We start from the raw sequence: 21,575 nt of genomic DNA, 5'->3' as shown, positions 1-21,575 counted from the left end.
GGCGCGTGGTGAACAGCGCCATGGCGATCCAGCCGCAGCTGAGCAGCCCGAGACCGATCCACAGCCCCGCCGCAAACAGCGCAAACAGCGCGAGGATGAGAAAGACGGCGATCAGTATCTGGTCCATAGGGCGGGTCCGGTCAGCGCGGGCGGGATATGCGGAGGGATGGATTATTCAGCCGGCATCATTCGGCCAGGGTTATTCAGTCCGGGCGATTTCGTCGGTGTCGTCGCGGATCTGCTTGCCGCGCAGCAGCAGAACCAGCTCCTCAATGAAGGCGATGCAGAAGACGACGGTGCCAATGGCCATGCCGAGCTGCGGAATCCACTGCGGGGTGGCGTCATTGGCCGACGAGATGTCGTGGAACTTGTACGACCACCAGGCCATCTTCACGCTGTAGAAGGCAAAGGCGCCCGAGGCGAGGATCGCCATGGCGACGCTGAACAGCTCGGCGCCGCGGCGGGCCTTCAAGCCGAGCCGGCTGATGACGAGCGTCACGCGGATATGGTCGCCATGGGCGAAGGCATAGGCCAGCGCCAGGAAGGAGGAGGCGGCCATGCAATAGCCGGAATAGGCATCGAGGCCACTGAGGTAGAAACCGAACTGCCGGCCGGCGATGCTGACCAGGATGGTGGCCAGCAGGGCGATCATGAACAGGCCGGCCAGCCAGCCGCAGGCGCGGTACAGCGGGGCAAGCGGAGACATGGCGGATTTTCCGGAAGGGTAGAGGGATGGGTAGAGAGGCACATGCGAAACGGGCGGGGTTTCCCCCGCCCGCTGGCATCACATCTTTTTGTAGGCGGCGACGGCGGCCTCGCCGTCGGCACCGGCCTTCTTGAGCCATTCGGCCGAGAGGGTCTCGCCGAGCTTCTTGAAGTCGGCGGCGAGTTGCGGCGGCGGCGCGGCGACGGTCATGCCGCCCTTGACCAGGGCTGCCTTGGCATCCTCGGCCTCGGCCTTGGACATGTCCCAGCCGCGGGTTTCGGCCGCGGCCGAAGCGTCGAGCAATGCCTTCTGGGTGGCGGCATCCAGCTTCTTGAAGGCATCGGTGCTGACGAACACCATGTCCTTCGGCAGCCAGATCTGCGCGTCGTAGAAATACTTCAGGCTTTCCCAGACTTTGCTGTCGCGGCCGGTGGAGGCCGAGGTGATGAAGCTGTTCACCGTGTTGGTGGCCAGCGCCTGGGCCAGTTCGGCGGCCTGGATGGTCACCGGCTGGGCGCCGATCAGCTCGGCGATGCGCGCGGTGGTCGGGTTGTACGAGCGGAACTTCAGGCCCTTCATGTCGCCGATGGCATTCAGCGTCTTGTTGGCATAGATGCCCTGCGGCGGCCACGGCACGGTGTACAGCAGGGTCATGCCCTGGGCCTCGAGCTTCTTCTCGATCACCGGCTTCGACGCCTTGTACAGCTTCATCGCGTCGTCATAGGAGGTGGCGAGGAAGGGCACGGTGTCGATGCCGAACACCGGGATCTCGTTCTCGACATTCGACATCAGCAGCTCGCCGGCCTGCACCTGACCGGTCTGCACGGCGCGTTTGATCTCGGGCACCTTGAACAGCGAGGCGCCGGGATGCACGGTGATGTCGAGCTTGCCGCCGGACAGCTTCTTCACGTCGTCGGCGAAGAGCTGCAGGTTCCTGGAATGGAAGTTGGTCGCCGGATAGCCGGCCGGCAGATCCCACTTGGTCTGGGCCTGCAGCTGGGTTGCCGCCAGCGTCATCGCCGCGGCAGCAAAAATCAATTTCAGACGCATCGTCGAACCCCCGGATCGTGGCCTCTGCGGCCGCTGGATTTCCCCTGAGCCGTCGTGGACGGCGGGGCGACGATTGCAAAACGTTGATAAATTGTCAACGAAATTTCATCGAAATGCCAAAAGGGGGGACGCGGGCGGACCCTAGAGGGATGCCGCCGCGCGGGCCGCCTGGTCGTAAATGCCTGACAGCGCACGCATGATATCGGCGATATGCGACAGGTCGCCGTCCGGATGGCCGAGCATGCGCACGCCGTGGATCAGCAGTTCCTCGCGCACCTTGCGGTAATTCAGGCACGCCTCGTGGCCGGCCGCGCTGGTGCTGTAGAAGATTTCCTTGCCGCGCTTCTCGCCCTGTACCAGACCGGTGCGCACCAGCTTTTTCACGGCATAGTTCACGGTATGGCTGTCCTCGATGTTGAGCACGAGGCAGATATCCGCCAGCCGCTTGGCGCGGTCGCGGTGGTTGATGCTGTGCAGCACCAGCACGTCCAGCGCGGCGAGATCGCCGATCCCGGCGGCATTCATGCAGCGCACGACCCAGCGGTTGAAGGCATTGTTGGCCATCATCAGGGCGAATTCGAACTCGCTGAGCTCGGCCATGCTGTTGGCGGCCAGATGCGCCGAGGAGACGATGGGACGCCGCGCCACCGGCGGTGCTGCCGCCGCGGCCGCCCGGACAGCCGGCTTCGGGGCTGGGGATTTCGGGGCGGTTTTCCTGTTCTGGCGATCCTTGGTCATCGGCGGTCCCCGTCGGTCGTCCCTGTTGCTCTTGATGGCCGGTTTGCGCTGCTCAGGAATGCAGCAGGCCATGCATATATAATGGGCCGGCCGGGGTGCATACCCCCCTTGCGCGGGGTGCATGGCCGGACAGCAAAAGAACCGTAGCCTGCGACGCACCCGCTTTGCTAGGGTCCCCGGCCATGAAGCCCCAACACCTTCTTCTCATGCTGCTGATCTGCGCCATCTGGGGCTATAACTTCGTCCTGTCGAAGGTCGCGGTGACGCAGTTCCCGCCGGTGTTTTTCACCGGCCTGCGCTTTCTCGGCGTGGCCGCCCTGATGCTGCCGTGGCTGCGCTGGCAGAAGGGCCAGATGCGCTATGTGCTGCCGGCCGCGCTGTGCATGGGCACGCTGCATTTCGCCCTGATGATCACCGGCATCGCGCTGTCGGACGATGTCTCGGTGGTGGCGGTGGTGGCCCAGCTCGGCGTGCCGATCGCCACGCTGATGGCGGTGTTCATGCTGGGCGAGCGCATCCGCTGGAAACGCGGCCTGGGCATTGCCCTGTCCTTCGTCGGCGCGATGATCATGTGTTTCGATCCGAAGGTGCTGAGCTACAGCCATGCGATTTATTTCTGCCTGGTCGCCGTGGTGGTGATGTCATTCGGCCAGATCATGGTGCGGCGCATCCGCGGCGTGGATACCTTCAGCATGCAGGCCTGGGTCGGCGTGCTCAGTGCGCCGAGCCTGCTGCTGATCTCGCTGGCCTTCGAGGAGGGCCAGATGGCCAGTGCCACCTCGGCGCAATGGTGGCACTGGGCCACCGTCGCCTACGCCGCCATCGGCGTGTCGCTGATCGGTCATGGCGGCACGTATTTCCTGCTGCGCCGTTATCCGGTCAGCATCGTCAATCCCGGCTTCACGCTGGCGCCGGTGTTCGGCGTGCTGGGCGGCATCTACCTGCTGGACGAACATCTCAGCATGCGGGTGGTGGCGGGGGCAGCAGTGACGCTGGTCGGCGTGCTGATCGTCGCCCTGCGCGAAGCGAAAATTGCAGAGACCCATGGTGTGCTGCCCGAAGAAGCCGAACTGAAAGCCGTGCCCGGCAAGGCGGTGAGTTGATGATGCGTATTGTAGACCGTCCGTCGCCCAATTTCGACGAGCGCAACTGCCGCCGGCCCGTGGACATGGTGGTGCTGCATTATACCGGCATGCCGACCGCGGCGGCGGCGCTGGAACGGCTGTGCGACCCCGTCACCAAGGTCAGTGCCCATTACGTGATCGATGAGGACGGCACCGTCTACCGCCTGGTCGACGAGAACAAGCGCGCCTGGCATGCCGGCGTGTCCTACTGGCGCGGCATCCGTGACGTCAACGCGCGCTCGATCGGCATCGAGCTGGTCAACCCGGGCCATGAATTCGGCTATCGCGAATTCCCCACCGTACAGATCGATGCGCTGCTGGCCCTGCTCGGCGATATCGCCACGCGGCACCAGATCATGCCCGGTGCCTATGTCGGCCATTCCGACATCGCGCCGCAGCGCAAGGAAGACCCGGGCGAACTATTCCCCTGGCACCGGCTGGCGGCGGCCGGCTTCGGCCGCTGGTGGGGGCAGGATTTCAAGGTCTCGCCCCATGCGCCGGCGCTGACGCCCGGCGAGAAGAGCGGCGCCGTGCTGGAACTGCAGCTCGCGCTCGACCGCATCGGCTATGCCATCGAAGGCAGCGGCATTTACGATCCGCTGACCGAAGCCGCCGTGCGTGCTTTCCAGCGGCACTGGCGGCCGGCGCAGGTCGACGGCGTCAGCGATGGCGAAACCACCAGCCTGATCCACCATATGGCCGGCCAGATGCAGGTGCGCCGCGCCGCCGTCGAGCGCAACGCCTCGGCCTGATCGCCCCGGCCTGATCGCCGGCGCGGCACCGCCATGCGGCCTTGACGCCCGCCGCCCGCGGGCCTACCAGTGGCGCCGGTGCCAGACGGCTGGACGGCCGCGGCCTGCCTGCAAGGGCGGGTCGAGGAAAGTCCGGGCTCCACGGAAACACGGTGCCGGGTAACGCCCGGCGGGGGCGACCCCAGGGACAGTGCCACAGAGAGCAGACCGCCATGACATCTCAGGATCTCATGGTAAGGGTGAAAGGGTGCGGTAAGAGCGCACCGCGCGACCGGTAACGGAAGCGGCACGGCAAACCCCACCGGGAGCAAGACCAAATAGGGATGGCGGCAGGCGCAAGCCTGCGGGGCGGTTTCCGGCCCGCCATCCGGGTCGGTCGCGCGAGGCGTTCAGCAATGGACGTCCCAGAGGAATGGCCGTCCAGCCTGCGCAAGTGGGTGGACAGAACCCGGCTTACAGGCCGTCTGGCACCGTTTTCCCGCTCAGCGGTTCACCCGCAGGATGAAGGCATCCGGGATGACTTCCGGGCATTCGATGAAATGCGGCTCGAACAGCATCGAGAAACCCGGCTTCGGCTGGGTGTCGAGGCACCATTTCTTGCCTTTGGAATCCTTGATCGACAGGCCGCCGCCGCGGATGTCCCACAACTGCGGCAGGTCTTCCAGCATCTGGCTGTCCAGCGCGCAGCCGGAAATCACCAGCAGCCGGCTGCGCGGCTCCATGGCCAGGCAATAGGCCGGGTTGGCGGCGAAGAAGATCTGGTAGCCGGCTTCCTGCAGCGGCCGGCTGATGAAGAAGCCCTGGGTCTGGTTGTCGAGGCTGAACTCGCAGGGTGATAGCAGTGCCGCGGCCACCACGCGCTTCGGGTCGTTGCGGATCAGCTGGGCGGTGACGCACTGGTTGTTGGCGGTGGTGGCGACGATGGCGAAGCGCTTCAGGGCGGGGACGTCGCGCGGCAGGAATTCGTTCATCCCGGCGGCCTGGGCTGGGCGGACCGCCCCCGGCAGGCCGAAGACGGTCGCAGCGGTCAGAGCCAGAGCGGCAAGACAGGCAGCCAGGGAGCGCAGGGTCATGGATTCGCCGGTTTTTTCCTGGCGGGAGGGCATCTTGCGGGTACCGGCGCGGCAGAGGCGGCGGGATGGATCGAAGGGGTGGTTGCCATGGCCATCGGTTTAGAGCGACCGGGGGCTTGACACAAGCGGGGAATTATAGATCATATATAGAACATTAAGGGAATTTATTAGGACTAATCGGCCTGCAAGTATCGGAGATCATTGGGCCGAATCGCCATGAAGGAAGGGTTAAAATCCATTGACGCCCATATAGCACCATGTTATCCCATCTCATCCCAGTCCAAGACCGCCCGCCGGGGGTCGTCTGGGAGCGAGTGAACAGGGGCGGCTGGGGTGGAATTCTTCCTCTCAACCTATCGGAACAAGATCGACGCCAAGGGCCGGGTTTCCGTCCCGGCGCCGTACCGTGCCCTGCTGGCCCGCAAGAGCGCCGAGGGCGGCCTGATCCTCGGCCCCGATATTGCCGCGCCGGCCCTGGTGGCCGGCGGCCGCGACTATCTGGACGGCCTCAACCGCCGGATTGACGAACTGCCCGACCTGCACCCCGAACGGGAAATGCTGATCGATGGCCTGCTGCCCTTTCTCAGCGAGCTCAGCCTCGACCAGGAAGGCCGTGTCCAGCTCGGCGCCCATTTTCTCGAGCATGCCGGCCTCGCCTCGCCGGGCGAGGCGGTCTTCGTCGGCCGGCGCAATTCCTTCCAGATCTGGGAACCCAGGGCCTGGGATGCCCGGGCCGCCGAGGCGCGGGTCAAGGCCGCCGCCTGGCTGCGCGGCGGGAGTGGATCGTGAGCGCGGCGGATCGCAACCGCCCCGCACCCGGCCATGAAAATGCCGCGAAGGCGGCGCATCTCTCCGTCATGTGTGCAGAAGTGGTGTCGGCGCTGAATCCGCGCGCCGGCGAGGTCTATGTCGACGGCACCTTCGGCGCCGGCGGCTATTCCGCTGCGCTGCTGGCCGCCGCCGACTGCCAGGTCATCGGCATCGACCGCGACCCCACCGTGCAGGTGCATGCCGATCGCCTCAGCGCCGCCCATCCGGACCGTTTCCGCCTGCTGCAGGGCCGCTTCGGCGACATGGCCGAACTGCTGGCCGGCATCGGCGTCGACGCGGTCGATGGCGTCGCGCTGGACATCGGTGTCTCGTCGATGCAGCTCGACCAGGCGGCCCGCGGCTTTTCGTTCCAGCAGGACGGCCCGCTTGACATGCGCATGGGCGATACCGGCGAAACCGCCGCCGACCTGGTGAACAGCCGCGACGAGGCGGAACTCGCCGACATCATCTATCTTTACGGCGAGGAGCGCCGCTCGCGCGCCGTCGCCCGCGCCATTGTCGCCGCCCGCACCGAACAGCCGATCACGCGCACCGGCGAACTGGCCAGTATCGTCGCCCGCGTGGTGCGCAGCACGCCAGGCATCCACCCCGCCACCCGCACCTTCCAGGCGCTGCGCATCGCGGTGAACGACGAACTCGGCGAGCTGCGCCGCGGCCTCGTCGGCGCCGAACGCCTGCTGCGCCCCGAGGGCCGGCTGGCGGTGGTGTCGTTCCATTCGCTGGAAGACCGCGTCATCAAGCGGTTCCTCGACCGCCGCAGCGGCAAGCTGACCGGCGGCTCGCGCCACATGCCGGTGGCCGAGACCGCGCCGCGCGCGCCGTCGTTCCGGCCGCTGCACAAGGGCGCGGCCACCGCCGGCGACGCCGAGATGGCCATCAATCCGCGCGCCCGTTCGGCCAAGCTGCGCGCCGCCGTGCGTACCGCGGCACCGGCCTGGCCCGACGACGACATGCAGGAGGCTGCATGAGCCGCGGCCTCTCCATCTTCGCGCTGCTTCTGCTGGCCGTGGTCGCCTTTGGCCTTTACCAGCTGTCCTATGCCGTGCAGCGCCGCGAGGACGAACTGATCGAGCTGAACCGCGCCCTGCTGCAGGAGCGCGAGACCATCGGTGTGCTGCAGGCCGAGTGGAGCTATCTGACCCGGCCGGAATACCTGCAGGACAAGGCGCAGCGCCTGCTCGAGATGCGCTCCGCCACGGCCAAGGACATCGTCACGCTCGACAGCCTGCCGTGGCGCCAGGATCGCACCGGTATCGACAAGACGGCGCCGGAGAAATTCGCGCCGGCTTCTGTTCCGATGGCATCCGCGCCGATGGCTGCCGTGCCGGTCGCGGCGCCACTGCCGGAGGCCCGGCCCGACAATACTCCGGTGGCCGCTGCCCCGTCGGCCACGCCAGTGCGCATTGCCGCGCGCCCCGCCGATGCCGCCGCCGCATCGCCCAAACTCGATGCCCCCAATCTTGATGCCGAGGCTGCCGCGGTGCTCGGCGCCATGCAGCGCGGGCTGACCCAGCCCGCCGGCAAGACGGGGAGGGCGCAGTGATGCTGTCGCGCCTGTTCCACCGCGCGCCGAAGCAGAAGATGCCCTGCACGCCGGCCGATATTCCGGGCCGCCCCGGCCTGGTGCGCCTCGAAGGCGCCGCCAAGCAGGCGCTCGACCTCAGCCGCGGCCGTCTGGTCATCGGCATCGGCCTGTTCTCGCTGGCCTTCTGCCTGCTGGCCGGCCGGCTGGTCGAACTGACCGCTTTCCACGGCGCCGGCGAGCCGGTCGTGGCGCGGGTCAATCCGGACCTTACCGCGCGCACCGTGCTGATGGACCGCCAGCCGATCGTCGACCGCAACGGCGTGATCCTGGCGGCCAACCTGAAGATCGCCTCGCTCTACGCCGATCCGCGCAAGATCCTCAATCCGGCCGAGGCGGCTTTGCGCATCGCCCAGGTGCTGCCCGACCTGTCGGCCGGCGAACTGCAGACCAAGCTGGCGTCCGGCCGCAGCTTCATCTGGCTGAAGCGCGGCCTGACCCCGCGCGAACAGTATGAAGTGAACCGGCTCGGCATCCCGGGCCTGTATTTCCATGACGAGCAGCGCCGCGTCTATCCGCAGGGCTCGCTTGCCGTCCATGTGCTCGGCTTCACCGACATCGACGGCAACGGCATCGCCGGCATCGAGAAGTCGTTCGACGAGCAACTGCGCGATCCGGCCCGCACCGGCGATCCGCTGCAGCTCAGCCTCGACATTCGCGTGCAGCATATCGTGCGCGACGAACTGGCGCGCGCGGTCGAGACCTTCCAGGCGATCGGTGCCGGCGCCATCGTCATGGACATCTATACCGGCGAGGTGATCTCGCTGGTCAGTCTGCCCGATTTCGACCCGGCCGATCCCGGCGCGGCCAGCGCCGATGCGCGTTTCAACCGCATCACGCTCGGCGTTTACGAGATGGGCTCGACCATGAAGACGCTGAATACGGCGATGGCGCTGGATTACGGCGTCGCCAAGATGTCGAGCAGCTACGACGCACGCTTCCCGATCCATATCGGCCGCTTCACCATCCACGACGACCACCCCAAGGCGCGCTGGCTCAGCGTGCCGGAAATCTACATGTATTCGTCGAATATCGGTTCGGCCAAGATGGCGGTCGATGTCGGCCCCGACCGCCAGCGTGAATTCATGGCGCGGCTCGGCATGCTGACCAAGCCGGCCATCGAGCTGCCGGAAGTCGGCGCGCCGCTGGTGCCGCGCAACTGGAAGACCACCGAGACCATGACCATTGCCTTCGGCCATGGCCTGTCGGTGACGCCGCTGCAGCTCTGCACCGCGACGGCGGCGATCATCAACGGCGGCGTGCTGCATCCGCCGACCCTGATCAAGCGCCCGCCCGGCATGCCGGCGCCGGGCCGCCAGGTGGTCAGCCGCTGGGTCAGCGACGCACTGCGCAAGCTGATGGTGCTGGTGGTGGAAGACGGCACCGGCAAGAAGGCCGAAGTGAACGGCTACCTGGTCGGCGGCAAGACCGGCACCTCGGAAAAGGTCTCGGCGCGCGGCGGCTATAACCACAAGGCGCTGTTCAACACCTTCGTTGCCGGCTTCCCGATGAACAACCCGCGCTACATCGTGCAGGTGATGCTCGACGAGCCGAAGGGCAACAAGAGCACCTACGGTTACGCCGCGGCTGGCTGGACCTCGGCGCCGACTGCCGGTCATATCATCAGCCGCATCGCGCCGCTGCTGGGCGTCGAGCCGGTCGACGAGAATTCGCCGGCGATCAAGCAGGCGATGTATGTGCCGCTCCCGGGCATCGATCTGCCCGGCAAGACGCAGGAGAAGAAACTTGCGTCTCAGTGAGCTCTGCCGCGACCTGCCGCTCGATCCCGGCGCCGCCGGGCTGGATGTCGCCGGCCTGACTGCCGACAGCCGTGCCGTGCGCCCGGGTTTCCTGTTCGCCGCCCTGCAGGGCAGCCATGCCGACGGCCACCGCTTCATCCCCGACGCCCGCGCCAAGGGCGCCGTTGCGGTGCTCAGCGACCATGTCGATCCGGCGCTGGCCGGACAGATCGCCTTCATCACCGATGCCAATCCGCGCCGCCGCCTCGCCCTGATGGCGGCCGCCTTCTTCGGCGCCCAGCCGGCGACCATCGCCGCCGTCACCGGCACCAACGGCAAGACCTCGGTGGCGAATTTCACCGCGCAGATCTGGGCGCTCCTCGATGTGAAGAGCGCCAGCCTCGGCACGCTCGGCCTGCATGGCACCGGCCTTGACGACAGCGTCGCGCACACCACGCCGGACCCGGTGCGCCTGCATGAACTGCTGGCATGCGCCAAGCGGGCAGGGATCGAGCATCTGGCGCTCGAGGCGTCCAGCCACGGCCTCGACCAGCACCGTCTCGATGGCGTCGCCATCAGGGCGGCGGCCTTCACCAATCTGACCCGCGACCATATGGATTACCATCCGACGGTCGAAGCCTATCTTGCCGCCAAGCTGCGCCTGTTCGACAGCCTGCTGCCGGCCGGCGGCGCCGCCGTCATCAACATGGACAGCGCGGTCGGCGCCCAGGTCGAGGCGCTCTGTACCAAACGCGGCCAGCGCCTGATCCGCTATGGCCAGCTCGGCACCGAACTGCGCCTGCTCGCCGCGGTGCCGCATGCCGGCGGCCTCGACATCGAAGCCGAAGTGTTCGGCGTGCGCCGCGCCGCCCGGCTGCCGCTGATCGGCGGCTTCCAGGCCGGCAACGTGCTGGCGGCGCTCGGCCTCGTGGTCGGCTGCGGCGGCCATGCGGCGGCAGCCTGGGAAGTGCTCGGCCGGCTCGAGGGCGTGCCCGGTCGCATGCAGAAAGCGGCGGCGCGGCGCAATGGCGCCACCGTCTTCGTCGATTACGCCCATACGCCCGATGCACTGGAGACGGTACTCAAGGCGGCGCGGCCGCATGCCACCCGGCGCCTGCTGGTGGTGTTCGGCTGCGGCGGCGACCGCGACCGCGGCAAGCGGCCGCTGATGGGCGAGGTGACGGCCCGGCTTGCCGACCGCGTCTATGTCACCGACGACAATCCGCGCAGCGAGGATGCGGCCGCAATCCGCGCCGCCATCATGGCGGCCTGCCCGGGCGGCATCGAGATCGGCGACCGCCGTGCGGCGATCATTGCGGCGGTTGCCGAATTGCAGGCGGGCGACCTGCTGCTGGTCGCCGGCAAGGGCCATGAGCAGGGCCAGATCATCGGCAGTGAAACCCGTCCCTTCGACGATGTCGCGGTGGCGCGCGAAGCCGTATCTGCGGCTGACGCGGCTTCTGATCCGGGCATCGCACCATACGGAGGTAAATATTAATGGAAGCTTTCGCGCTCTGGACCTCCGCCGAAGCCGCCCAGGCGACGCAGGGCAGCACCGATGGCTTCTGGACCGCCGGCGGTGTCTCGATCGACAGCCGCAGCACCGGCTTCGGTGATCTGTTCGTCGCGTTGCGCGGCCCGAATTTCGATGGCCATGTCTTCGTCGCCGATGCGTTGGCGAAAGGCGCGGCCGCGGCGCTGGTCGACCGCATGCCGGAGACCCTGCCGCCGGGCGCCAACCTGCTGAAGGTGAAAGACACCTTCCAGGCGCTGAACGATCTCGCCGGTGCCGCGCGCCAGCGTTGCGGCGCCAAGGTGATCGGCATCACCGGCAGCGTCGGCAAGACCTCGACCAAGGAAATGCTGCGTCATGTGCTGAGCCGGCAGGGCGCCACCCATGCCACCGTCGGCAACCTCAACAACCACTGGGGCGTGCCGTTGACCCTGGCCCGCATGCCGGTCGACAGCCGCTTCGCGCTGATCGAGATGGGCATGAACCATGCCAACGAGATCGCGCCGCTGAGCCGGCTGGCGCGGCCGCATATCGCCATGGTCACCGCCGTTGAGGCCGTGCATCTGGAGAATTTCGGCTCGGTGGAAGAGATCGCCGATGCCAAGGCGGAAATCTTCGCCGGCCTGCAGGTTGACGGCGTCGCCATTCTCAATCGCGACAATCCGCATTTCGAGCGGCTGGCGGCTGCCGCCCGTGCCGCCGGTGCCGCCGAGGTGATCGGCTTCGGCGAACATCCCGAGGCGCAGGCCCGGCTGGTGAAATTCGCCTCGCATTCCTCCTGCTCCTGCGTCGCCGCGGAAATCCTCGGCCAGCCGCTGACCTTCAAGATCGGCGCGCCGGGCCGCCACTGGGTGCTGAACGCACTCGGCGTGCTGGCGACGGCCCATATCGCCGGCGCCGACCTCGCCGAGGCCGGCATGGCGCTGGCCGATGTCACCGCACCGAAGGGCCGCGGCGAGCAGCACAGCCTGCCGTGGCGCGACGGCGGCAGCGTCGACCTGATCGACGACAGCTATAACGCCAGCCCGCCCAGCATGCTGGCGGCCTTCGCCGTGCTCGCCATGGCTAGGCCGAGTGCCGCGCGCGGCCGGCGCATCGCCGTACTGGGCGACATGCTGGAACTCGGCGGCCGCGCCGAAGAGGCCCATGCCGCGCTGGCGGCGGGACTGGTGCGCGAGAAGATCGACCTGGTGTTCGCCGCCGGCCCGCTGATGCGGGCGCTGTATGACGCGCTGCCGCCGCAGATGCGCGGCCATCACGCCGTCAATTCGACCGAACTGCTGCAGCCTTTGCGCCGCGCGATCCGCAGCGGCGACGTGCTGCTGGTCAAGGGCTCGCACGGCAGCCGCATGGACCGCATCGTCGAAGATTTGCTGACCCCGGCGCCGCAGCCGCGCGCCGCCAACGGCTGGTAGGAAGGAACGCCGGTTTCATGCTGCATCTTCTGCTTTATCCGCTGGCCGACGATTTCACGGTCTTCAACCTGTTCCGCTACCTGACCTTCCGGACCGGCGGCGCGATCCTGACCGCCATGGTGCTGTCGTTCTGGATCGGCGAGCCGCTGATCAACTGGCTGCGCGCCCGTCAGGGCAAGGGCCAGCCGATCCGCGATGACGGCCCGGAAAGCCATCTGGTCAGCAAGCGCGGCACGCCGACGATGGGCGGTTTCCTGATCCTGCTCGGGCTGGGCACCGGCACGCTGCTGTGGGCCGACCTGACCAACCGCTATGTCTGGGTGGTGCTGCTGGTCACCTTCGGCTTCGGCCTGGTCGGCTTCTACGACGACTACCTGAAGGTCACCAAGCAGAACCCCAAGGGCGTGCCCGGCAAGCTGAAGCTGGTGCTGCAGTTCGCCATCGCCGGCATTGCAGCCGTGTGGATCCACAACATCGCCGCCGCGCCGCTGAACACCAGCCTGGCCGTACCGTTCCTCAAGGACCTGCTGATCAACCTCGGCTGGTTCATGATCCCGTTCGCCATCTTCGTGATGATCGGTGCCTCCAACGCGGTCAACCTGACCGACGGCCTCGACGGCCTCGCCATCGTGCCGGTGATGATCGCCGCCGCCAGCTTTGGCCTGATCTGCTACCTGGTCGGCAACACGGTGTTCGCCAATTACCTGCAGATCAACAACGTCGCCGGCGCCGGCGAGTTGGCGGTGCTGTGCGGTGCGCTGGTTGGCGCCGGCCTCGGCTTCCTGTGGTTCAACGCACCGCCGGCCACGGTGTTCATGGGCGATACCGGTTCGCTGGCGCTCGGCGGCGCGCTCGGGACCATCAGCGTGATCGTCAAGCACGAACTGGTGCTCGCCATCATCGGCGGCCTGTTCGTGCTGGAGACCGTGTCGGTGATGGTGCAGGTCGCCAGCTTCAAGCTGACCGGCAAGCGGGTCTTCCGCATGGCGCCGCTGCATCACCATTTCGAAAAGAAGGGCTGGAAGGAACCGACCATCGTCATCCGCTTCTGGATCATCGCGGTGATCCTGGCGCTGGCCGGCCTCTCCACCCTGAAGCTGCGCTGAGGACCGCATGATCGCGCTCACCCATACCGGCGGACAGACCTGGGCAGTATTCGGCCTCGCGCGCAGCGGGCTGGCCACGGCCCGTGCGCTGGTGGCCGGCGGGGCACAGGTGCGGCTCGGCGATGACACTGCCGCCTCGCGCGTGGCCGCCGAGGCCGCCGGTTTCCAGACCCTGCCGCTCAACGATGCCGCACTGGCCGGCTGTGCCGGGCTGGTGCTGGCGCCGGGCGTGCCGCTGACCCATCCGGCGCCGCATGACGTGGCGGCCGCGGCACGGCGCGTCGGCATCCCGGTGATCGGCGATATCGAGCTGCTGCTGCGTGAACTGAAGCCTGATGTCTATGGCATCACCGGCACCAACGGAAAATCGACCACCACGGCCTTACTGGCGCATCTGCTGCAGGCCGCCGGTCGCAAGGCGGCGCTTGGCGGCAACATCGGCCTGCCGGTGCTCGACCTGCCGCGGCTGGCGCCGGGCGAGGGCGCTTACGTGCTCGAGATGTCGTCCTACCAGATCGACCTGACACCGGGCTGGCATGCCCGCATCGCCATCCTGCTCAACATCACGCCGGACCATCTCGACCGCCACGGCAGCATGGCGAATTATGCCGCGATCAAGGCGCGCATCTTCGCCGGCCAGGGCGCGGGCGACACCGCGATCATCGGTGTCGACGACGACCCTTGCCGGGCGATCTTCACGGCCCTGGAGATGGAAAAGAGCGGCCGCCGCATCGTGCCGGTGTCCATCGAGCGCGTGCTGGAGCAGGGCGTCAGCGCGGTCGACGGCGTCCTCTACGAGAACGGCAAGCGGGTCTTCGCGCTGGATTTCCAGGCGCTGCCCGGTGCGCACAACGGCCAGAATATCGCCGCCGCCTATGCGGCCGGCCGTGCCGCCGGGCTTGCCCCCGCAACCATCCGCGACGGCGTTGCCGGCTTCCCCGGCCTGAAACATCGCCTGCAGCGGGCGGGTATTGTCGACGGCATTCCCTGCATCAACGATTCCAAGGCGACCAACGCGGAATCGACCGCCCGTGCGCTGGCATCCTATCCGGCCATCTACTGGATCGCCGGTGGCGTGCCCAAGGCGGGCGGCATAGCCTCGCTGCAGCCGTTCTTCCCGCGCATCCGCCATGCCAGCCTGATCGGCCAGGCGGCGGCGGATTTCGCCGTCACGCTCGGCGATGCGGTGCCGCATGCGATCTGCGGCACGCTTGCTGCGGCGCTCGACGACGCGCTCTCGGCTGCGCAGCGCGACGGTGCCAATGATGCCGTGGTGCTGCTGTCGCCGGCCTGTGCGTCCTTCGACCAGTTCAAAAGTTTCGAGCATCGCGGTGACGAATTCCTGCGCCTCGTTGCCGCCCGCAGCAGCCATACGCCGGAAGGGGCCGCCGCATGATCACCTTCTCGCGCACCGACACGTCGACCCTCGGCCGCTGGTGGTGGACCGTCGACCGCTGGCTGCTGATCGCCATCGGCGTGCTGATCGCCGTCGGCACCGTGCTGACTTTGGCCGCTTCGCCGGCGGTGGCGGTGCGCATCGGCCTGCCGAGCTTCCATTTCGTCGAGCGCCAGATCGCCTTCCTGGTGCCGGCCGTGCTCATCATGATCGCGGTGTCACTGCTTGATCCAGTCAGCATCCGCCGGCTCGCCGTGATCACCTTTGCCGGCGCCCTGCTCGGCGTGGTGCTCACCTTCTTCATGGGGGCCGAGGTCAAGGGCGCCCATCGCTGGCTCTATATCGCCGGCCTGTCGCTGCAGCCGTCGGAATTCGTCAAGCCGGCCTTTGCCGTGGTGGCGGCCTGGCTGTTCGCCGAATGGCGCAAGGGCACCGGCTTTCCCGGCTGGGCGATCTCGACCGGGCTCTGCGCCTTCGTCGTGCTGCTGCTGCTGCTGCAGCCCGATGTCGGCATGTCGATCGTCGTCGTCGCGGTGTGGCTGGCGCAGTTCTTCATTGCCGGCCTGCCGATCGTGCTGGCGCTCGGCCTCGGCGCCATGGGGCTGGCCGGCATTTTCGGCGCCTACCTGATCTTCCCGCATGTCGCCGCCCGCATCGACGGTTTCCTCGATCCGGCCAACAAGGAGAATTACCAGATCGAGCGCGCCATGGACGCCTTCGCCGCCGGCGGCCTGTGGGGCCGCGGTCCGGGCGAGGGCTCGGTCAAGAGCGTGCTGCCCGATGCCCATACCGACTTCATCTTCGCCGTCGCCGGCGAGGAATTCGGCCTGCTGGTCTGCCTCGCCATCGTCGGCATCTTCGCCTTCATCGTGCTGCGCTGCTATTCGCGGCTGATGACCGAGAACAACCTGTTCGTGCTGCTGGCCGCCGCCGGGCTGACCACCCAGTTCGGCCTGCAGGCGCTGATCAACCTCGGCGTCAACCTGCACCTGCTGCCGACCAAGGGCATGACCCTGCCGTTCATCTCCTACGGCGGGTCGTCGCTGCTGGCGCTGGCGCTGTCGATGGGCATGCTGCTGGCGCTGACCCGCTGGCGGCCCGAGAACGGGGTGCTGCGATGAGCGCGCCGCTCACCATCACCACCACGCCGCGGCTGATCGACCAGCCGGTCCTGCTGGCCGCCGGCGGCACCGGCGGGCATGTGTTTCCGGCCGAGGCGCTGGCGGCCGAGCTGCTGCGTCGCGGCCATCGCGTCGGCCTCGTCACCGATACGCGCGGCAAGGGCTTCGGCCAGAACCTGTCCGACCTGCCGCTCTACCGCATTCCCGCCGGCACGCCGACCGGCCGCGCGCTCACCGGCAAGCTGCTGGCGGTGGTCGACATCGCGCGCGGCGTGGTCGCTGCGCTGGCCCTGCTGGCGCTGACCAAGCCGGCCGCCGTGGTCGGCTTCGGTGGCTATCCCGCCTTGCCGCTGCTGCTCGCCGCGCGGCTGCGCCGGCTGCCGATCCTGATTCACGAACAGAATGCCGTGCTTGGCCGCGTCAACCGCCTGATCGCCAGCCGCGCCAGCCGCATCGCCACGTCGTTTCCGGCGACGCGCTTCCTGCCCGACGCGATCCCGGCGACGGTGACCGGCAATCCGGTGCGCCCGGCGATCCTGACTGCGGCCGACGTGCCCTATACCGAGCCGGGCACGGCGATCCGCATTCTCGTCATCGGCGGCAGCCAGGGCGCCCGCGTGCTTTCCGATGTGGTGCCGGCCGCGCTCGCCGCCCTGTCGCCCGACCTGCGCCGCCGCCTGCGGGTGCAGCAGCAATGCCGTCCCGAGGATCTTGAGCGGGTGCGTGCCGCCTATGCCGCCGCCGGCATCGAGGCCGAGATCGCCGGCTTCTTCGCCGATGTCGACAAGCGGCTCGCCGCGACGCATCTGGTGGTCAGCCGCTCGGGTGCGGGCAGCACCGCCGAGATCGCGGTGATCGGCCGGCCGGCCCTGCTGGTGCCCTATGCCCATGCCACCGATGATCATCAGACCGCCAACGCCCAGGCCCTGGCCCATGCCGGCGGCGCCGTGGTGATCGCCCAGGACAAATTCACCGTCGAGCGCGTGGCGGCGGCTTTCGCCGACCTGCTCGGCGATCCGGAACAGCTGTCGCGCATGGCTGCCGCCGCGCGCAGCGTCGGCCGGCCGCTCGCCACCCAGGCGCTGGCCGATCTGGTCGAGCGTTTGGTTACCGAGGCGCGCCAGCCGGCGCCGGCCGCCGTGGCCGCGAAGACTTCCACCAGCAAGGACACCGTAGTGAAAAGGAATGCGGCATGAGGGCGTTGCCGCTCGATATCGGAATCATCCACTTCGTCGGCATCGGCGGCATCGGCATGTCGGGCATCGCCGAGGTGATGCACAATCTCGGCTACCAGGTGCAGGGCTCGGACCTTTCGGCGAACTACAACGTCAAGCGGCTGCGCGATCTCGGCATCACTGTCTTTGAGGGCCATCGCGAGGAAAATGTCGCCGCTGCCGAGGTGCTGGTGGTCTCCACAGCCGTGAAGGCCGACAACCCGGAAGTGAAGGCGGCCCGTGCCCGCATGATCCCGGTGGTGCGCCGCGCCGAGATGCTGGGCGAACTGATGCGCCTGAAATGGGCGATCGCCATCGCCGGCACCCATGGCAAGACGACGACGACCTCGCTGGTCGCCGCGCTGTTGGAAGCCGCCGGCATGGACCCGACGGTGATCAACGGCGGTATCATCAACGCCTATGGCACCAACGCCCGGCTCGGTGCCGGCGAATGGATGGTGGTCGAGGCCGACGAGAGCGACGGCACCTTCCTCAAGCTGCCGGCGACGATTGCCGTGGTCACCAACATCGACCCCGAGCATCTCGACCATTACGGCACCTTCGACAAGGTGCGCGACGGCTTCAAGCAGTTCGTCGAGAGCATCCCCTTCTACGGTTTCGCCGCGCTGTGCATCGATCATCCGGAAGTGCAGGCGATGATCGGCCGCATCACCGACCGCCGCATCGTCACCTACGGCTTCTCGCCGCAGGCCGATGTTCGTGCGGTCAACCTGCGCTTCGACAACCGCGGTGCCCTGTACGACATCCAGATCGCCGACCGCGTGCGCGGCGTGGTGGCCAGCATCGACGGCGTGCAGTTGCCGATGTTCGGCCGTCATAACGTACAAAACTCCCTCGTGGTGGCGGCGATCGCCAGCGAGATGGGCTTCGACGCCGATGTGGTGCGCCGGGCGCTCGGCGGCTTCAAGGGCGTCAAGCGCCGCTTCACAATCACCGGCGAGGCGCGCGGGATTACCGTGGTCGACGATTACGGCCATCACCCGGTCGAGATCAGTGCTGTGCTCAGCGCTGCCCGGCTGGCGCTGTCGGGCCGCGAGAATTCCCGGGTGATCGCCGTGGTGCAGCCGCATCGTTACACCCGCCTGCGCGACCTGTTCGAGGATTTCTGTTCCTGCTTCAACGACGCCGACACGGTGATCGTCGCCGATGTCTATGCCGCCGGTGAAAATCCCATCGAGGGCGTCAGCCGCGATGCGCTGGTCGAGGGCCTGCGCATGCGCGGCCATCGCCGGGTCATCGCCCTGCCGGCGCCGGACCAGCTCGCCGGCATCGTCGCGCAGGAAGCCGCGCCCGGCGACCTCGTGGTCTGCCTCGGCGCCGGCAATATCACCGCCTGGGCCAATGCATTGCCCGGCGAGCTGCAGGCCATGGCACCCAAGGGGGCGGCATGATGGCGGCGGCGCAGATGCGGCATGACGACCTGATCGCCCGGCTGCCGCCGGTGCGCGGGCGGCTGACCGCGCAGGCGCCGCTGGCCGATGTTACCTGGTTCCGCGTCGGCGGTCCGGCGGAGGTGATGTTCCGTCCGGCCGACCGCGACGACCTCGTTGCCTTCCTGAAGGATCGCCCGGCCGACGTGCCGGTCACCGTGCTCGGTGTCGGCTCCAACACGCTGGTGCGCGACGGCGGCATCGCCGGCGTGGTGATCCGGCTCGGCCGCGGCTTCGTCGAGGTCGAGGCCGATGGCACCGACATCATCGCCGGCGCCGGCGCGCCCGACGTCAATGTGGCAATGACCGCGCAGCGGGCCGGCATCGCCGGACTGGAATTCCTGCGTGGCATCCCGGGCACCATCGGCGGCGGCCTGCGCATGAATGCCGGCGCCTATGGTCGCGAATTCCGTGACGTGCTGGTCTGGGCTGAAGCGGTCGATGCAGAGGGCAACCTGCATCGCCTGACGCCGGCCGAGATGCAGTTCGGCTACCGCCATTGCGGCGTGCCGGAAGACTGGATTTTCATTGCCTGCCGTCTGAAGGGCGAGGCCGGCGATCCGGCCGCGATCCAGGCCCGCATGGACGAGATCCAGGCCGCCCGCGAGGGCAGCCAGCCGATCCGCTCGCGCACCGGCGGCAGCACGTTTGCCAATCCGCCAATAGAAGAGTCAGGCGGCCACAAGGCCTGGCAGCTGATCGACGCGGCCGGCTGCCGCGGCCTCGTCGTCGGCGATGCCCAGGTCTCCGAACAGCATTGCAACTTCCTGATCAATCGCGGCGCTGCCACGGCGGCCGATCTCGAGACGCTCGGCGAGACGGTGCGCGAACGCGTGAAGGCAAACAGCGGCATAAGCTTGCGCTGGGAAATCCGCCGTATCGGTATGCAGAAAAGCGAGGCCCGCCATGGGTAAGCAGCATGTGGCGGTCCTGATGGGCGGCTGGTCGTCGGAGCGCGAGGTCTCGCTGACCTCGGGGCGCGCCTGCGCCAAGGCGCTGCGTGAAGAAGGCTTTGCCGTCACCGAGATCGATGTCGACCGCGATGTCGCCCTGCAGCTGGCGAAAGTGAAGCCCGATGTCGCCTTCAATGCGCTGCATGGCCCCTTCGGCGAGGACGGCTGCATGCAGGGCCTGCTCGAGATGATGGGGATTCCCTATACCCATTCCGGCGTGATGGCGTCTGCCGTGGCGATGAACAAGCCGATGGCCAAGGATATCTGGCGCGCGCAGGGCCTGCCGCTGGCCGAGGGCAAGGTGGTGCACCGCTCGGCGTTTTCGGCCGGCCCGGTGATGCAATGCCCTTACGTGATCAAGCCGCTCAACGAGGGCAGCTCGGTCGGTGTGCATATCGTCTTCGAGAACGACAATTACCAGCCGCAGGACGATGCCGACTGGCATTTCGGCGAGCATGTGCTGGTCGAGCGCTATATCCCCGGCCGCGAAATCCAGGTGGCCGTGATGGGCGACCGCGTGCTCGGTGCCATCGAGATCAAGGCCCATGGCCGCTTCTACGACTACGAGGCCAAGTATACCGACGGCAAGGCGACCCACCTGATGCCGGCGCCGATCCACAAGGATGTCTATGACGAGATCTGCGTGCAGGCGCTGAAGGCGCATCAGGTGCTGGGCTGCCGCGGCGCCACCCGGTCCGACTGGCGCTATGACGATACCGCCGGCGAGCCCGGCCGCTTCTACCTGCTCGAGATCAACACCCAGCCGGGCATGACGCCGCTGTCGCTGGTGCCCGAGATCGCCGCCCATACCGGCATCTCGTTCGGCCAGCTGGTGCGCTGGATGGTGGAGGATGCCTCATGCGGTCGCTAGTGGTCCTCGCCGACGACCGGCCCTGCGCGCCCTGCGCGCCGACCCTGCCGCCGGCCCGGCCCAAGGGCTATTGCCGGCCGCTGCCGCCGGCGCGCCGCAAGCCGCGCTCGGTGCTGTGGCGCCGCATCCGCTGGGGCTTCGCGGTCGGCTTGCTGGCCGGCATTGCCATCGGCGGCGCCTATGCCTGGTTCCGCACGGACTTACCGGCCGAGGCGCGCGTCGCCTTGCAGCATGTGATGGGCGAGGCGGGGGCCAGCGCCGACCTCAAGGTCGGCGAGGTGAACCTGCGCGGCCGGGTCAATGCGCCGCTCGACATGCTGGCCGCCGCCGTCGACGTCAAGCGCGGCGACCCGATCCTGTCGCTCGACCTCGATGCCGTGCGGCACCGGCTGGAAGCTATCGGCTGGGTCAAGCAGGCCACCGTGTGGCGCCAGCTGCCCGATACCCTGCATATCGAGATCGTCGAGCGGCAGCCGTTTGCGCGCTGGCAGATCGACGGCCGCGTCTACCTGGTCGACGAGGATGGCCGGGTGCTGCAGGAGGGCGACCGCACGGATTTCGCCAACCTGCTGCTGCTGGTCGGCGCCGGCGCGTCGGACAAGGCCCATGACCTGGTCGCCATGCTGCATGCCGATCCGGTGCTGGCGAGCCATGTGGTCGCCGCGGTTCGCCTGCGCCAGCGCCGCTGGGACATCCAGTTCGACAACGGCGTTGTCGCCCGCTTGCCGGAAGAGAATCCGGAAGCGGCCTGGGCGCGCCTTGCCGCGCTGGAAAAGAATAACGGTCTGCTGCGTCGCGACATCGCCATGGTCGACCTGCGGCTCGACGACCGACTGATCGTACGGCTGACACCGGAAGCCGAGGCCGCCGCGGCGGCGGCGCAGGCGCCGGGTCCGGCCGGCAGGAAAACGCCGGGGAAGCGGATATGACGCGGCATACC

At 67.9% G+C, this 21,575-nt stretch carries 20 protein-coding genes and 1 other RNA gene; 17 read left to right on the top strand and 4 right to left on the bottom strand.

Features of this window, described 5'->3' with window-relative positions; all coding sequences use genetic code 11:
* Positions 1-199: 199 nt before the first annotated feature.
* The 3 genes from ACFOOQ_RS19990 to ACFOOQ_RS19980 form a co-directional block, all read right to left on the bottom strand.
* Entirely contained in the window at positions 200-706 is a 507-nt protein-coding gene (locus tag ACFOOQ_RS19990) for a TRAP transporter small permease (protein WP_379729449.1), read from the bottom strand.
* A gap of 78 nt (positions 707-784) precedes the next feature.
* The gene (locus ACFOOQ_RS19985) at positions 785-1,756 is read right to left on the bottom strand and encodes a TRAP transporter substrate-binding protein (protein ID WP_379729448.1); all 972 of its coding nucleotides are present in this window, start codon (positions 1,754-1,756) and stop codon (positions 785-787) included.
* A 141-nt stretch (positions 1,757-1,897) separates the two neighbouring features.
* Complete coding sequence (locus tag ACFOOQ_RS19980) at positions 1,898-2,494, bottom strand: winged helix DNA-binding protein (protein WP_379729447.1); 597 nt, start codon at positions 2,492-2,494, stop codon at positions 1,898-1,900.
* Between the two features lie 182 nt (positions 2,495-2,676).
* Between ACFOOQ_RS19980 and ACFOOQ_RS19975 the strand changes: the two genes are divergently transcribed.
* The 3 genes from ACFOOQ_RS19975 (at position 2,677) to rnpB (ending at position 4,842) form a co-directional block, all read left to right on the top strand.
* Positions 2,677-3,597: a DMT family transporter gene (locus ACFOOQ_RS19975; protein ID WP_379729446.1), complete on the top strand. Its 921-nt coding sequence runs from the start codon at positions 2,677-2,679 to the stop codon at positions 3,595-3,597.
* Positions 3,597-4,370 carry a peptidoglycan recognition protein family protein gene (locus tag ACFOOQ_RS19970; protein WP_379729445.1) on the top strand — a complete coding sequence of 258 codons (774 nt, stop codon included), beginning with the start codon at positions 3,597-3,599 and terminating at the stop codon, positions 4,368-4,370. The genes ACFOOQ_RS19975 and ACFOOQ_RS19970 overlap by 1 nt, the downstream gene beginning before the upstream one ends.
* Before the next feature lie 81 nt (positions 4,371-4,451).
* Positions 4,452-4,842, top strand: an RNA gene (gene rnpB, locus ACFOOQ_RS19965) — RNase P RNA component class A.
* Between the two features lie 10 nt (positions 4,843-4,852).
* On the opposite strand, the gene ACFOOQ_RS19960 is transcribed toward rnpB, so the two are convergent.
* Positions 4,853-5,443 (bottom strand): hypothetical protein, encoded by a 591-nt coding sequence (locus ACFOOQ_RS19960; RefSeq protein ID WP_379729444.1) that lies wholly within the window; start codon positions 5,441-5,443, stop codon positions 4,853-4,855.
* 333 nt (positions 5,444-5,776) lie between these two features.
* Between ACFOOQ_RS19960 and ACFOOQ_RS19955 the strand changes: the two genes are divergently transcribed.
* The 14 genes from ACFOOQ_RS19955 to ACFOOQ_RS19890 are packed head-to-tail and all read left to right on the top strand — an operon-like array spanning position 5,777 to position 21,564.
* Entirely contained in the window at positions 5,777-6,232 is a 456-nt protein-coding gene (locus tag ACFOOQ_RS19955; RefSeq protein WP_379729443.1) for a division/cell wall cluster transcriptional repressor MraZ, read from the top strand.
* Positions 6,229-7,242, top strand: coding sequence for a 16S rRNA (cytosine(1402)-N(4))-methyltransferase RsmH (gene rsmH, locus ACFOOQ_RS19950; RefSeq protein WP_379729442.1), 1,014 nt, complete (start codon positions 6,229-6,231; stop codon positions 7,240-7,242). Before ACFOOQ_RS19955 ends, rsmH begins: the two co-directional genes overlap by 4 nt.
* Entirely contained in the window at positions 7,239-7,817 is a 579-nt protein-coding gene (ftsL, locus tag ACFOOQ_RS19945) for a cell division protein FtsL (protein WP_379729441.1), read from the top strand. Before rsmH ends, ftsL begins: the two co-directional genes overlap by 4 nt.
* Positions 7,817-9,616 (top strand): peptidoglycan D,D-transpeptidase FtsI family protein, encoded by a 1,800-nt coding sequence (locus tag ACFOOQ_RS19940; protein WP_379729440.1) that lies wholly within the window; start codon positions 7,817-7,819, stop codon positions 9,614-9,616. Before ftsL ends, ACFOOQ_RS19940 begins: the two co-directional genes overlap by 1 nt.
* Positions 9,603-11,093 carry a UDP-N-acetylmuramoyl-L-alanyl-D-glutamate--2,6-diaminopimelate ligase gene (locus tag ACFOOQ_RS19935; protein WP_379729439.1) on the top strand — a complete coding sequence of 497 codons (1,491 nt, stop codon included), beginning with the start codon at positions 9,603-9,605 and terminating at the stop codon, positions 11,091-11,093. Before ACFOOQ_RS19940 ends, ACFOOQ_RS19935 begins: the two co-directional genes overlap by 14 nt.
* Positions 11,093-12,523 carry a UDP-N-acetylmuramoylalanyl-D-glutamyl-2,6-diaminopimelate--D-alanyl-D-alanine ligase gene (locus ACFOOQ_RS19930; RefSeq protein ID WP_379729438.1) on the top strand — a complete coding sequence of 477 codons (1,431 nt, stop codon included), beginning with the start codon at positions 11,093-11,095 and terminating at the stop codon, positions 12,521-12,523. Before ACFOOQ_RS19935 ends, ACFOOQ_RS19930 begins: the two co-directional genes overlap by 1 nt.
* Before the next feature lie 29 nt (positions 12,524-12,552).
* Positions 12,553-13,629, top strand: a complete 1,077-nt coding sequence (gene mraY, locus ACFOOQ_RS19925; protein ID WP_379729455.1) for a phospho-N-acetylmuramoyl-pentapeptide-transferase — start codon at positions 12,553-12,555, stop codon at positions 13,627-13,629.
* Positions 13,630-13,636: 7 nt separating this feature from the next.
* On the top strand, positions 13,637-15,025 hold the full coding sequence (gene murD / locus ACFOOQ_RS19920; protein WP_379729437.1) for a UDP-N-acetylmuramoyl-L-alanine--D-glutamate ligase: 1,389 nt from the start codon (positions 13,637-13,639) through the stop codon (positions 15,023-15,025).
* Positions 15,022-16,146: an FtsW/RodA/SpoVE family cell cycle protein gene (locus ACFOOQ_RS19915; protein ID WP_379729435.1), complete on the top strand. Its 1,125-nt coding sequence runs from the start codon at positions 15,022-15,024 to the stop codon at positions 16,144-16,146. The genes murD and ACFOOQ_RS19915 overlap by 4 nt, the downstream gene beginning before the upstream one ends.
* Complete coding sequence (gene murG / locus ACFOOQ_RS19910; RefSeq protein WP_379729434.1) at positions 16,143-17,342, top strand: undecaprenyldiphospho-muramoylpentapeptide beta-N-acetylglucosaminyltransferase; 1,200 nt, start codon at positions 16,143-16,145, stop codon at positions 17,340-17,342. The genes ACFOOQ_RS19915 and murG overlap by 4 nt, the downstream gene beginning before the upstream one ends.
* The gene (murC, locus tag ACFOOQ_RS19905) at positions 17,339-18,772 is read left to right on the top strand and encodes a UDP-N-acetylmuramate--L-alanine ligase (protein ID WP_379729433.1); all 1,434 of its coding nucleotides are present in this window, start codon (positions 17,339-17,341) and stop codon (positions 18,770-18,772) included. Before murG ends, murC begins: the two co-directional genes overlap by 4 nt.
* Positions 18,769-19,725, top strand: coding sequence for a UDP-N-acetylmuramate dehydrogenase (murB, locus tag ACFOOQ_RS19900; protein ID WP_379729432.1), 957 nt, complete (start codon positions 18,769-18,771; stop codon positions 19,723-19,725). Before murC ends, murB begins: the two co-directional genes overlap by 4 nt.
* A complete protein-coding gene (locus ACFOOQ_RS19895; RefSeq protein WP_379729431.1) occupies positions 19,718-20,635 on the top strand; it encodes a D-alanine--D-alanine ligase in 918 nt (305 codons plus the stop codon). The genes murB and ACFOOQ_RS19895 overlap by 8 nt, the downstream gene beginning before the upstream one ends.
* Positions 20,623-21,564 (top strand): cell division protein FtsQ/DivIB, encoded by a 942-nt coding sequence (locus ACFOOQ_RS19890; protein ID WP_379729430.1) that lies wholly within the window; start codon positions 20,623-20,625, stop codon positions 21,562-21,564. The genes ACFOOQ_RS19895 and ACFOOQ_RS19890 overlap by 13 nt, the downstream gene beginning before the upstream one ends.
* Positions 21,565-21,575: the final 11 nt, after the last annotated feature.

The organism is Ferrovibrio xuzhouensis, assembly GCF_042648965.1.
GTDB classification, from domain to species: Bacteria; Pseudomonadota; Alphaproteobacteria; order Ferrovibrionales; family Ferrovibrionaceae; genus Ferrovibrio; species Ferrovibrio xuzhouensis.
The sequence above is the reverse complement of the archived record's forward strand: the minus strand, read 5'-3'. Positions and strand labels throughout refer to the sequence as shown.